Raw genomic sequence first — 13417 nt, forward strand, 5'->3', positions numbered from 1 at the left:
GAGAAAAAGTGGATAGGAAACTTGACGAAATGGTGATCGCCCTTAAAGATGAGCTGGTAAGTGCTGTGTCTGATTCAGTTAGGGTCAAGTCAGTTCAGGACACACCTGTTGATGGCGGCCCCTTTGGTAAAGGTGTTAAGGAATCTCTTGAAAAGACAGTGAAGTTGGCAAAGGATCTCGGTTTTGAAGCCAGAAACGCTGATGGATACGTTGGGATAGTTGATTACGGATCTGGAGAGACGTTCGGCGTTTTAGGACATCTCGATGTAGTTCCAGAAGGAGAAGGCTGGGAAGTTCCACCATACAGCGGACTTGTAAAGGACGGGGAAATCTGGGGAAGAGGGACCCAGGATGACAAAGGCCCTATGATAGCAGCCCTTTACGCTCTGAAGGCTGTAAAAGAGTACGTGAAGAAGCCTTCGAAGAGGATAAGACTGATTTTTGGCACGAACGAAGAATCTGGGTGGGAGTGCATGAAATACTACGTCAAACACGAGGAGATCCCGGACATGTCAGTGACTCCAGATGCTGATTTTCCTGTTATATTTGCAGAGAAAGGTATCGTTAATTACGGGATATCAGCACCCGCGCACAACGGAGGGGAAGGAATATCAGTAGAGGTTCTTTCTGCCGGTGAGGCTCCGAACATGGTTGCATCTTCGGCCAGGGCAGTACTTCGGGGTGTGGATGCCGAGAGTTATGAGAAGATTGAAGCCTTTTCGCCCAAAAATGATACAAAATTGAAGTTAACCCGATCGGAGGATAAAGTCGAAATCTTGATTACAGGTTCTTCCGCTCATGGGTCGACTCCTTACAAAGGGCAAAGTGCTATAGCTGCTATTGTAGATCTTCTGGCCGATCTTAGACTGGGAGACTCTGAAATCAAAAACTTTCTTACTGCTATAAAGTCCAAGATCGGTTATGAGTTCTATGGTGAATCTCTAGGAATTTCTGGAAAGGATTCTATGTCTGGTGAACTGACTTTGAATGCAGGTACACTAAGACTTCAAGCAGGTGTATTGAAGCTAGTTATCAATATAAGGTATCCGGTTTTCTTCAACGAATCGATGATTAGATCACAAATAGAAGAGGCCTTCAAAGGATTTCGCGTCGAGACTTTTCATCACCAGAAGCCGCTTTACATCTCTCCAGACTCTGAACTCGTTAAGATGTGCAGAGAGGTGTACAAGGAAGTAACGGGACATGATGAAGAACCAATAGCTATCGGCGGTGGCACTTATGCGCGTGCCGTACCAAACGCAGTGGCTTTCGGAGCGCTTTTTCCTGGAAATGTTGAGATGGCACACCAGCCAAATGAAAGAGTATCGATCGAAGATCTCCTTCTTGTTTCGAGAATATACGCTCAGCTGTTCCTGAGATTCCTTCAGTCATAATCGTTTTAATTTTTTAGATATGACAATCAAGGGATCGAAGAATTCTTTTCGGTCCCTTTGTTATTTGCATGCGTTCAATCAACTACGTTTTTCAACCACTTCCAGGTTAATGTTCTCCTAATCCCCAGGATTGATTTGAAAAGCTCTTCGACCATCATTGCAATATAAACTAGAGTAAGCGGCCATTTAAGAACGAGACCTGTTATCGCGACAAGGGGAATTCCAACTCCCCATAGTGAGACAATTTCAATTATCATTGCTGCCCTGGAATCACCTCCGCTTCTAAGAACCCCTACTATATTTACCGCATTGAACATCTTGATCGGCTGTGAAAGACCAATAATAATTAGTACAGTGAGAACAGTGTTCTTAAGTGATTGATCTATATTGTAGAGATTCACTATAAATCTCGATAGAAGGATGATAATAAAGCCCGTGGCCACTGCGGTGATGACGGTAAGCTGAAGCAATTTTCTCGCATTGTATTTTGCCTGAGAAAAATTGTTCCTTCCAAGTTCTGCTCCCACCATTACAACTGTCGCCGAGGAAAGTCCACCAAAGATAACAAAACCAAAATTCTCAATTGTACTGGAAATGTTCCTGGCAGCTATGAATTCTGTGCCCATTCTTGCCATAACCAGAGAATACATTGTAATACCAAGGCTCCACAAGAATTCATTGATGATTACTGGAGTAGCATATTTCATAAGCCTTCTGAAAAATGGAATTTCGAATTTTAAGGCTGATCTAGAAAGCCTTATTGGAGTTTTCTTGCGGTAAACAATACTGACGAATATTACGAATTCCACAAGTCTAGAGAGAAGCGTTGCAAAAGACGCTCCAAAAACGCCTAAAGGTTCAATCGGGCCAAGACCGAAAATTAGAATGTAATTTGCCACCGTATTGATCGAAAGAGCGACAAGACTAACATACATTGGAATTCTAGCCTTTTCCACAGTCCTCAAGGCCATTGCAATAATGAAGGAAAAGGATGTTAGGAATGTGGAGAAAGCGACAGGCCTTGCATATTCTGCCCCTGTCTTGACCACTTCGACATCTGTCGTGAAGATCATGAGAATTCTCTCAGGCAAGAAGAAGAGCAGGACAAAGAATAAGGCAGAGGCTCCTATGGTTATATATAGCATGTGTCCAATGGTCTTCTCAATGCTCTTCTCGTCTCTCTTGCCCCAAAACTGAGCGACAAATATCCCGGCTCCGCTGGACACACCAAATGTAAGTATGTTGAGAATGAATACTACTTGATTGACCAAACCCACTGAAGCTATGGCAGTTGTACCCAGCTGCCCGATCATCAAATTGTCAACGAGATTAAGGCCGGTAGATATAAGGTTCTGAAGAGTAATTGGTACGGCAATGGAGAGCATACGCTTCGTGAAATCCTTCATAACTACCTCCGATGAAATTAACGCCGTAAAATTATACAGCTATTTCTGAAGATAGGCAATGATGCATGTTGAAGGATTATCGTTGCTAATACTTGCTATAATGAGAATGATAGATACTCGAGAGTGGAAGGGGTGTTCATGTGAAGAAGATAGGGATAATTATCTGTGGGCGTTATCAGAATTGCGGTGGTGGTAAGTGTCTCAGGGCCATGAGAGAACATGTCGGGGGTTTTGCATTATATCCGAAAGATGAAGAACTGCAGCTTGTTGGTTATTCCTACTGTGGAGGATGTCCCGGTGGAAATGTAGAATACGTACCGCAGGAAATGATAAAAAACGGTGCAGAAGTCATACACCTGGCGACGGGAATGGTAGTGGGATATCCACCATGTCCGAGACTGAGTCATTTCAAGGAGTTCATCGAAAGCTATTATGAAGTACCGGTTGTAATCGGCACTCATCCAATTCCCATGAAATATCTCATTGCTCATCAGAAGCTTTCATTCTGGGAAAAAACCGATATGTTTTCTATCGCAGAACACTTGATGAAAGAAGACCCGGCGATAATGAAAGCATATGATTGAGTGTGAGAGCTGGGTTCTGTAGTATGGGACACCGGTGAGTGGAATGATCAACGAGAAGAGGGCTTCTCAGTACTTGACTTGCGGATCTCTTTGAGCTCGAATTCTATTTTTAGAATCTCCAAAAAAGACCTGAGAAGAGAGATGTGTTACGATATCCAAAACAGAGTTTTCGACAGTGGCATGGATAATTCTTTCAAGGTGTAAACCTCCCCCAATGAGTGTGCAAGGAGGTTTTTGGAAGAAAGGAAGCCGCTTTATCCAAAGGCATACTCAAGAGCTACGGTTACTGGTCGTAAGCGAAGTCTCTATGGATATGAGTGTGTTTCAAAGAGTGCCACTGCCGGACACTCGATTGTTCATATTAATACCAGCCCCTTTGGTATTGCTAAGGGGAGTCATCGCAATTGAAAACATTGCAGTAGGTGTACTCTTCACTGGCGGTATCTCATTCAGTCTATTCAGCTTTGGCGGATTAGCGTTTTCCATTTTGCTTTCCCTAGGAGGAGTATCATCAAGTCTGATATTTACACTTGGTGGTCTTGCTTTCTCTTTGTGTTTTGCGGCTGGAGGTCTCGTTGCTTCCTATGATCTTGCCCTCGGTGGAATGGCTATCGCCAGAAACTACGCGACTGAGGTTTTTCAATGGCAAATGTTGCCATTGGAGAAGACGCCAGAAGAGCTATAACCATCTGTTGGTAGACAGGGACTGGTGATTATCTGCTTAGATTAACGAAGATAGCCGATCAGACAATAGACTTTGTGACATCTAGAAAGGTAGAGATAAGCACTCTCTTTGAATGGATAATCAGAACAATCTATTGACATTTCATTCTCCTGGAGAATTTTCAGTCTTCGATTTGATCGTGTGAATAGTCTCTTCAGCTAATTACGCATACTTCTTGTGACGTGCAAAAGCGTCGCTATGTGTTGCGAGTTTTCGCTTTCTTGGTTCAACGGTCGGGCCGAAGGATCTTTTGAAATGGATGACGTTTCCGAAAGACATTGATGTTAGCTTTGATGTAAACTATTATTTGTTGGTCATGGAGGTGGGTCATGATAGAAAGATATGCGCTTTCACCCCTGAAAGACCTCTGGGAGCTTAGAGCCCAATACGAAAGATGGCTTGAAGTGGAGCTGGCTGTAGTTGCGGCGTACGAGAAGACAGGGTTAGTTCCTCAGGGTACGCATGATAAGATTGCATCGTCAGCAAGAGTGGATCTAGACTCAATACTGAAGATTGAAAGCGAAGTTGATCATGATGTAATAGCCTTTATCAAATCAGTGACACAAAATATGGGGGACGAGGCGAGATACTTCCATCTCGGACTTACTTCTTCCGATGTTGTAGACACAGCGCTTTCACTTGCAATTACGGAGTCGGGAAAGCTCATAATCCATGCTTTGGAAAAGCTCTCAGAGGCGTTGAAAGAAAGAGCGGTCGCTTATAAAGATGTCGTTTGCATGGGAAGGACACACGGCGTTCATGCAGAGCCGACTTCGTTTGGTTTAAAGCTTCTATCTTTTTACGTGGAGATAAAGAGGGCAATAGATCGTCTGAAGAAGGCCACGGAGAATTGCGCGGTTGGGAAACTAAGTGGTGCCGTTGGGAACTACGCCAACATTTCACTCGAGATTGAGAAAATTGCTCTTGCGGAACTTGGCTTGAAACCCACTGTAGTTTCGACTCAGGTAATACCGAGAGATGTTCACGCAGAATTTTTTACGGGGTTGGCAATAGCCGCCTCATCGATAGAGAGAATGGCAACCGAATTCAGGCATCTTCAGAAGACCGAGGTCCTGGAGGTTCAGGAGCCTTTCAGAGAGGGTCAAAGAGGTTCTTCCGCAATGCCTCACAAGAAGAATCCCATTATTTGTGAAAGACTTACAGGTATGGCAAGAATAGTCAGGAGTTATGTGCTAGCGTCATTAGAGAATATCTCTCTCTGGCATGAAAGAGACATCTCGCATTCCAGTGTAGAGAGGATAATCTTTCCGGACGCCACTATGCTTCTCTATTACATGGCAGAAAGGTCAGCCTATTTGGTTAGCAATCTTGTTGTATATCCTGACAGGATGAGGGAGAACTTCAAGGCCTCTAGAAATCTTGTCTTCTCACAGAGGGTTATGTTGTCACTTGTTGACAGGGGTATGTCCAGGGAAGACGCCTATCAATTGGTTCAAAGACTCTCTATGAATTGTTGGAATAATGGGCTGGATTTCAAGGAGGTCGTCTTATCAAACGAAGAAATTGCTCAGTATCTTGATTCAGAAGAAGCAATACGGCTTTTTGAACCTGAGTATTATTTGAGAAACGTCGGCCAAATATTCGAAAGAGCTTTTGATGGAGGTAACTAAGTGAGGAAACTTGCCGTTGTCGGTGCCCAATGGGGCGATGAAGGGAAAGGGAAAGTGGTCAATTACTTTTCCGAAAATTTCGAGTGGATAGTCAGATTTTCTGGTGGTGCAAACGCCGGTCATACAATTTTCGTTGAGGACAAGAAATACGTGAACCATCTTTTGCCTTCGATCAATCCTCGTAGTTGTTCAAAGGGTTTTCTTGGTGCCGGGATGGTGATAGATGTAGAACAACTGATCGATGAACTGGAAACACTGGAAGCGGACTTTCCAGGTATTTCAAGTAGATTCTATCTTGATCCTGAAGCCTTTATAGTTCTTCCATGGCACAAAGAAGAGGACTTGTTCATAGAAGAGATGCGAGAGGTGCCAATAGGGACTACAGGAAAAGGAATAGGTCCTTCCTACACCGACAAGGTCTCCCGGGAAGGGTTGAAGCTCTACGTTCTCTTCGATGAATCACTGTTGAAAGAAAGACTTGAAGCTCTCTATCACATGAAAAGAATGAAATACAACAGGGATTTCACACTTTCATTTGGCGAAATGACGACCTATTTGAATGGGCTCAAGACTAAGCTCGAAAGGCTCAGCGTCAATTTCACCAGCGCAGTAGACATGTTCAGGGTCTTCAGGAGTACTTCCATACTCTTTGAGGGAGCTCAAGGTGTCCTTCTCGATCTTGATTTCGGGACATACCCGTTTGTCACTTCTGGAGCATGTATGGCTCACGGTGTATCATCGGTGGGTTTTTCGACCTTCGAACTTGACAACGTGTATGGGGTTCTGAAAGCCTACACGACTCGAGTAGGTTCAGGCCCCTTCCCGACCGAAGAGTTCTCTGAAGTGGGGAATCTCGTTCGCGAAAGAGGCAAGGAATACGGTGCAACAACGGGGAGGGCTCGAAGAGTGGGCTGGCTTGACCTTCCGGCACTCAGGTACGCAAGGATAAGATCAGGCCTGACAGGTTTCGTCATCACTAAGGGCGATGTGTTAAATGGGTTGGATGAAGTCAAGGTTTGTGTGGCTTATGATGTTGAGGGTGCGGTTAAGGAAATGCCTTCAACTTCATATGATTTCTTCAAGGCAAGACCGATTTATGAAACTATTAGCGGCTGGCCTTCCACGGATCATATTAACTTTCTGAAGTACATGACGTTCATTGAAAGAGAAACCGGTGTGGAGATAGACTACATATCGTACGGTCCTAGAACAGAGGAAATGAAGACTAGAAACGACCTTATAATGAATATTTAGAAGGTAACTGGGAATGAGGTGAGGCAGAGTATGGAAATAAGACTGACGAACACCATGTCAAGAAGGAAAGAGATCTTCAAACCTTTGAAGATAGGCGAGGTGGGAATATATACGTGTGGACTGACAGTATATAATTTTGCCCATATTGGCAATCTTAGAGCTTACGTCTTTGCCGATACCCTCAAAAGGATGTTTCTTTTCAATGGCTATAAAGTAAGACACGTAATGAACATAACTGATGTTGGCCATCTTACGGGAGACGAAGACGAAGGCGAAGACAAGATGGAAGCCGGTGCGAGACGTGAGGGAAAGACAGTGTGGGAAATCGTTGATTTCTATACGAAGGCTTTCTTCAAAGATCTAGAAAGATTGAGGATCATTCTTCCAACTGTTACGTGCAGGGCGACCGAGCACGTGCAAGATATGATAGACATGATCCAAAAAATTGAAGCCAACGGCTACACCTACATAGCCGGCGGTAATGTCTACTTCGATACTTCAAAGGTTCCCGACTATGGAAAACTGGCAAGGCTCCAACTTGATGAAGAGAAAATTCGTTCAAGGGTTGAGAACGACCCCTTCAAGAAAAACCCCTTTGATTTCGTTTTGTGGTTCACTCGATATAAATATGAAAACCACGCAATGCAGTGGGATTCACCATGGGGTAGGGGCTTTCCCGGATGGCACATTGAATGTTCCGCGATGGCTTCAAAGTATCTTGGAGAGAGATTTGACATACACACAGGCGGTATAGATCACATTCCGGTTCATCATACGAATGAAATCGCTCAGAGCGAGGCGGCTTTCGGACATGAATGGGTGAACTTCTGGTTGCATTCGGAGTTTCTCGTCATTGGGGAAGGGGAAAAAATGTCTAAATCGCTTGGAAACTTCATTACTCTTCAGACTCTTATTGACAGGGGGTACGAGCCTGCAGATTATCGCTACTATCTTCTCGGCGCCCATTACAAGAAGCAGCTGACCTTTACAATGGAAGCTCTTGATGGCGCGAAGAGCGCCATGAAGAAACTCATCACTAGAATTGAGGAGCTAAAGGAATTAAATGAATCAGAAACCAGGCCCAATGATGATCTTATGAATGAATTTCATGAGGCTATAAATGATGATCTGAATACACCAAAAGCCCTCGCCGTTCTTTGGAAAGTAGTAGACAGCGAAGATCTTCGACCTGGTGAAAAGCTTTCCCTAATCGACAGATTTGACGAAGTTCTTGGTCTTGGCCTCTCTGAGGTTGAAAGCAAGACCATTCCAGAAGAAGTTATCGAATTGGCCAATCAGAGAGATGCTGCTCGAAAGGAACGGAATTGGGAGAAGGCCGATGAGCTTAGACAGTTGATCTCAGAAAAGGGATATGAAGTACTCGATGAGAGAGATGGGTATAAGATAAGAAGAAGGTAATCAAAGACTACTTTCTCCCGCTACGAGCGTTGAATTATCTGGATATTTCCTGAAATTGGGATTTCCCGATTTGTTCTCTATGTAAGAAGGATAACCCCATTACTTGAATCTAAACAGAAGAAATCCTTTCCGAAAATTCGAAGGTCTTTCTTCATTGAGTTTCGTTCTGCAAAAATATCTAAATTCAAAACCGAAGAGTTCCTTGAAGCCTAAGAAAAAGCGTGCGGAGAAAAAACGCAGAGTGGAAGGCTGTTTAATCAAACAACGAGTGATAGTTGCCTTATTTACGGATAATTTATCTCGGCTTAACTCTTTGAGAGCCCTTGGTTGTTATAATTATTGTGAAATAAGTAACAAATAAGGAGGAAATAGAATGCCAGATGCAAGTTTCAGAGTAAAGGCAATTTCAGAAAGTGCAGCCAGAGTATCCGTAAAGGCAAGAAACTTCACTATGATCGTTGACGAGCCACCCAATCTTGGTGGAGAAGATAAAGGTGCCAATCCAGTGGAATACGTTCTCGCCGCACTGGCCGGTTGTCTAAATGTAGTAGGGCATCTCGTTGCAGATGAGATGGGTTTCAATATAAGAAGATTGGAGATAGACGTCTATGGTCCGTTGAATCCAGCAAGGCTTTATGGGAAGTCCTACGAAGACAGGGCCGGTTATAAGGAAATTATTGCCGAAATGAAAGTCGATACGGATGCCGAAGAAGAAACCCTGGAAAAGTGGGTAAAGTCTGTAGAGGATCGATGTCCGGTTTCCGACAATCTTAGTAATCCAACACCAGTTAAGGTCATTGCTAAGGAACTCTAAGCGACTTAGTTTAAAAAAGGGCTCCCTGAAGGGAGCCCTTTTAATTAGTCTTATTCCGAAAATTCTATTATTGGGAAAAAGTGTAAGGGATTAGTGAGTTCGTAACTACCGCTGCTGAGATAAGATAAAGTTTCCGCGTTATCAAGAGAGGGGTTCCAGACGAGATAATGGTCGGATTCCTGATACCCGTAATAACCAATCAGGTCTCCCTTGTCTATCTCCTCGTTTCCGTTGAAATCTCTCCATACCCTTATCTTTATGTAGTTTTCGGTGAGTCCATTGAATTGAAAGGATCCGTCCGGATTGACTTCAGTCTCCCTAATGACTTCGCCCGAGGTGGACAAGATCTGAACCAATAGTGGCCTGCGTTCTTCCTCGTAGGTAAGAGAATCGTATGCCTGAACTAGTCCGAAGCCATAGTACTCATCCCAGCCACTTTCTCCCAGATCAAGAGCCGTTTCTCTCAGGATCTTCCTTATTATCTCCTCACCCGAGTCGTCCTTGCCGGCGTATCCTTTTGCCATAAGAAGTGCTGCAAGCCCTGTAACATGTGGCGCCGCCATGGATGTTCCTTGCATATATGAGTATGTGTTTCCTTCGTCTGTCGAGTATCCGGTACTTAGTATCTGAGCGCTGCTTGAGCCACCAGGGGCGACAAGGTCGAGATAAACTCCGTAATTCGAGTAGCTTGCCCATCGCATATCATTGTCGACCGCGCCAACTGATATCACTTCATCATATAAAGCCGGATAACGTTGATATGGTTTGTTTCCTGAAGCTGCAATCATTAGGACTTCATTTTCTTTAGCATATTTTACAGCTGCAGCAACTACGTCATCATCCCCACCCGCCAGGCTCATGTTTATTATCTTTGCGCCGTGCTCAACTGCGAAGATAATGCTGCTAGCGAGTATTCCTGCCGTCGTTTCCCCAGCTTCGAAAATCTTTATTGGCATGATAGTGCAATACTCTCCCCATGTCATCCCTGAAACCCCCAGAGAATTATTCGTTTTCGCGGCAATCGTACCTGTAACATGGGTTCCATGGGATTTAACGGGATCATAATCTGTAGGGTCATCATCATCGTTTATTAGATCGTATCCCGGAAGAAAGATACCTTCCAAATCTGGATGATCCAGTCTAGCACCAGAGTCTATTACTGCGACAACGACAGTGGAAGAACCCTTAGCAATAGTCCAGGCTTGAGGCATCTGGATCATCGGATAGTTCCATTGACCGGAATACAGCGGGTCGTTGGGGACACTCTCCTCGGATTGAAGAGTGAAGATCTTCTCAGGCTCGACTGACTTGACTCCTTCAATTCCAGACAGCGAAGATGGATCGTTTGTCTTCACAACGGCATAACCAACAGAACCGTCTCTTGAAAAGAACTCATCGAGGATCTCTACTCCAGAAACGCCCGATATTATTGTTGAATCAAACCCTCTATCGAAGAGGACAATAAATTGATTACTCATGAAACCCTGCTCTATGTCTTTACTGGAAAATATGGGAGTGTATGCTGCAGTTCTTTGAAAACTATCGTGAGCTGAGGTTTCTGGAAAGTAAGGAACGACCTGGCCTGAAAGAGAGTAGTAAACCTCGGGTTTAATGCATCCAGTGAGAGAGAAACAAAGAACAACAAAAAGAGCTGTTATAAGCGTTAAGACTTTAATAAGCCGCATCTTGAACCTCCGGATCTAGATGGAATGATTGTACCATCATCGCAAGAGTTTTCGTGTTATCCATTTTTAATGAAATGGGTCCGGTCTGTAAATCGGTACGGACAAGAGCGACGAATGGAAATATCCAAAAACAAGAGCGACCCGTAGGTCGCTCTCTTCGAAAAGGGTCTCAAGCCTTCTTTTCAAGTTCAGACGTACAGTTGGGACACCTTATTGCATCGATCGGAATCGAAGTGTGACAGAAAGGACAGATCTTCGTCGTTGGCGCTGCCGCAGCCTCTTCCTTCTTCTGCCTTTCCCGTATCTTGTTAATGAGCCTCACAATCATAAAGATGACAAACGCAAGGATCAGGAAATTTATGACTGCGTTGATGAAAAGGCCGATGTTCAGAGTTGCGGCACCTGCTTCTTTTGCTTCTGCGAGAGTTGCGTAGGTTCCTCCGGAGAGACTGATGAATATGTTTGAAAAGTCAATCCCACCAAGAAATAGGCTGATAAAAGGCATGATAATGTCTTCGACCAGCGATTTGACAATGACCTGAAACGCACCGCCGATAATGATTCCGACCGCAAGATCAATCACATTACCACGACTAATGAATTTCTTGAATTCCTTCCACACACCGCTCACCCCTTTACAATACGCACGTTATGAAGAGATTATGATCATGTATCGTTCTATAATCAAGGATTTGAAACACAATCAAAGAGCGATTACCGATTTGATTACTGAGTTTCATCCTTAAAAAAGAAAAGATCGTTGCTTTGTTTTCGAAGAGGTGATCTTCTGTGCTACATCAGAACGCAACAGCCTGTCCATCTCTTCTGGGATCGGCTCCGCCAAAAAGAATGCCTATATCTCTGTTGAAAAGCACTGCATGAACCCCTCCAAAATAAGGATCATAATCATTCCTTATTGATATCTCATGACCCATTTGGATCAGTTTGTTGTAAGCATTTATTGAGATGCGGCCTTCTATGTAAAATGGCCCAGACTGAGATCTGAAGACTCTAGGGGCCAGAATCGCTTGTTGAACAGTCATCCCGTGATCAATGATATTGCTAATTGTCTGGGCCACAGTGGTAATAATTCTTGTGGCACCCGGAGCGCCAATCGTCATATATGGTCTTCCCTCAGGGTCCAAAACCAGAGTGGGGCTCATGCTGCTGAGAGGTCGTTTGCCTGGTTCAACTGAATTGACGGAACCTGGGGTTTTAACGAAATCGTCCATGTGATTGTTTAGCAGAATGCCGGTTCCAGGAACAACGACACCTGACCCGAAGAAGTAGTTAATCGATTTGGTTATTGCAACCATGTTTCCTTCTTTGTCCATTACGGAAAGATGCGTGGTGCTGCCGCTCTCAAACTGCCAGGGGTCTCCGGCCTCCACCGATTCGATTGGTCTGTTCATATCAATCTTGTCGGCCAGGAGTTTCGCATAATCTTTTGAAGTTAGGCCCTCAAGGGGTACTTCTGCAAAGTCGGTATCGGCCATGTATTTAGCCCTGTCGGCAAATACCAGCTTCATTGCTTCAGACCAAATGTGCAGAGTCTCAGCGGTATTGTCTCCGAGTGATTCAAGATCGAAGTTCTCCATAATGTTTAGCAGTTCAATAACGTGAGTTCCACCCGAACTGGCGGGAGGCACCGAAAGAATTGTATAGTCGCGATAACTTCCGCAAACTGGTTTCCGGATCTTCACTTCGTAATTTGAAAGGTCTTCTAGAGTCATGACTCCGCCACGTTTTTGAACCTCGGCGACGATCTTTTCGGCAATTTCGCCGGTGTAGAATGCATCTTTTCCTTTCTCTGCGATTAGCTCGAGAGTGTTGGCCAAATCATTCAGAACAATAGTCTCACCTATTTCATAGGGTATGCCGCCATACTTAAGGTAGATATCGGCACCGTTTTCCATCATCATTATCTTTTCGTAGTTGTCATTGATAATCGAGAACAAGTTGGTTGTCACCGGAATTCCCTTCTTCGCCCAGTCTATAGCCGGTTTTATAACTTGCTCGCGGGAGAGTGTTCCATAGTGCTCAAGCGCATATAGAAGCCCGGCTACTTCACCGGGTACTCCTATGGCTTTTCCACCAACAGTACTTTCATAGTTGATGGGACGATTGTTCTCGTCGAGATTGAAGAATGAAGGACTCGTCGCTCCTGGTGCAGTTTCTCTGAAGTCTATGACGACAGCATCATCCATGTCAGCCAACCTGATGATCATGAATCCGCCGCCCCCTATTCCTGATGCGTTAGGTTCAAGTACACCCAGCGCAAATGCAGTGGCGATCGCTGCATCAACCGCATTCCCACCCATTTCTAGAATTGCAACGCCCACCTGTGAAGCCTCAGGCTTTGCTGCCGCCACAACTCCGTTTCTGCCCTCTGCATCTCTTCCATAAAGGTTGATTGGATTCGAAGCCATGAGAGTTCCGGCAGTTACTATGATGGTAAGTACAAACAGAATTTTCTTCATTATCGTCCTCCTAATTTGAGCTTAAG

Annotated in this window: 11 protein-coding genes; 7 read left to right on the forward strand and 4 right to left on the reverse strand. The window is 44.4% G+C overall.

Features of this window, described 5'->3' with window-relative positions:
* Positions 1-8: 8 nt before the first annotated feature.
* Positions 9-1394: a dipeptidase PepV gene (gene pepV / locus THEBA_RS10565; RefSeq protein ID WP_006487843.1), complete on the forward strand. Its 1386-nt coding sequence runs from the start codon at positions 9-11 to the stop codon at positions 1392-1394.
* Positions 1395-1468: 74 nt separating this feature from the next.
* Here the strand turns inward: pepV and THEBA_RS10570 are convergent, their stop codons facing one another.
* Complete coding sequence (locus THEBA_RS10570) at positions 1469-2800, reverse strand: MATE family efflux transporter (protein WP_006487842.1); 1332 nt, start codon at positions 2798-2800, stop codon at positions 1469-1471.
* Between the two features lie 140 nt (positions 2801-2940).
* Between THEBA_RS10570 and THEBA_RS10575 the strand changes: the two genes are divergently transcribed.
* The 6 genes from THEBA_RS10575 to THEBA_RS10600 all read left to right on the forward strand — a co-directional run bounded on the left by THEBA_RS10575 (position 2941) and on the right by THEBA_RS10600 (position 9226).
* A complete protein-coding gene (locus tag THEBA_RS10575) occupies positions 2941-3384 on the forward strand; it encodes a CGGC domain-containing protein (protein ID WP_006487841.1) in 444 nt (147 codons plus the stop codon).
* Between the two features lie 319 nt (positions 3385-3703).
* The gene (locus THEBA_RS10580) at positions 3704-4069 is read left to right on the forward strand and encodes a hypothetical protein (RefSeq protein ID WP_236609150.1); all 366 of its coding nucleotides are present in this window, start codon (positions 3704-3706) and stop codon (positions 4067-4069) included.
* A gap of 368 nt (positions 4070-4437) precedes the next feature.
* Positions 4438-5739, forward strand: a complete 1302-nt coding sequence (purB, locus tag THEBA_RS10585) for an adenylosuccinate lyase (RefSeq protein WP_014731524.1) — start codon at positions 4438-4440, stop codon at positions 5737-5739.
* The gene (locus THEBA_RS10590; RefSeq protein ID WP_014731525.1) at positions 5740-6993 is read left to right on the forward strand and encodes an adenylosuccinate synthase; all 1254 of its coding nucleotides are present in this window, start codon (positions 5740-5742) and stop codon (positions 6991-6993) included.
* A gap of 30 nt (positions 6994-7023) precedes the next feature.
* A complete protein-coding gene (gene cysS, locus THEBA_RS10595) occupies positions 7024-8412 on the forward strand; it encodes a cysteine--tRNA ligase (protein ID WP_014731526.1) in 1389 nt (462 codons plus the stop codon).
* A gap of 373 nt (positions 8413-8785) precedes the next feature.
* Positions 8786-9226 (forward strand): OsmC family protein, encoded by a 441-nt coding sequence (locus THEBA_RS10600; RefSeq protein ID WP_006487834.1) that lies wholly within the window; start codon positions 8786-8788, stop codon positions 9224-9226.
* A 50-nt stretch (positions 9227-9276) separates the two neighbouring features.
* On the opposite strand, the gene THEBA_RS10605 is transcribed toward THEBA_RS10600, so the two are convergent.
* From THEBA_RS10605 to ggt, 3 genes are all read right to left on the reverse strand, one after another.
* Positions 9277-10911: a S8 family serine peptidase gene (locus tag THEBA_RS10605; RefSeq protein WP_014731527.1), complete on the reverse strand. Its 1635-nt coding sequence runs from the start codon at positions 10909-10911 to the stop codon at positions 9277-9279.
* Between the two features lie 169 nt (positions 10912-11080).
* Positions 11081-11533: a large conductance mechanosensitive channel protein MscL gene (mscL, locus tag THEBA_RS10610; RefSeq protein WP_006487830.1), complete on the reverse strand. Its 453-nt coding sequence runs from the start codon at positions 11531-11533 to the stop codon at positions 11081-11083.
* A gap of 175 nt (positions 11534-11708) precedes the next feature.
* Positions 11709-13391 carry a gamma-glutamyltransferase gene (ggt, locus tag THEBA_RS10615; RefSeq protein ID WP_014731528.1) on the reverse strand — a complete coding sequence of 561 codons (1683 nt, stop codon included), beginning with the start codon at positions 13389-13391 and terminating at the stop codon, positions 11709-11711.
* Positions 13392-13417: the final 26 nt, after the last annotated feature.

Source organism: Mesotoga prima MesG1.Ag.4.2 (assembly GCF_000147715.2).
In the GTDB taxonomy this organism is placed as follows: Bacteria; Thermotogota; Thermotogae; order Petrotogales; family Kosmotogaceae; genus Mesotoga; species Mesotoga prima.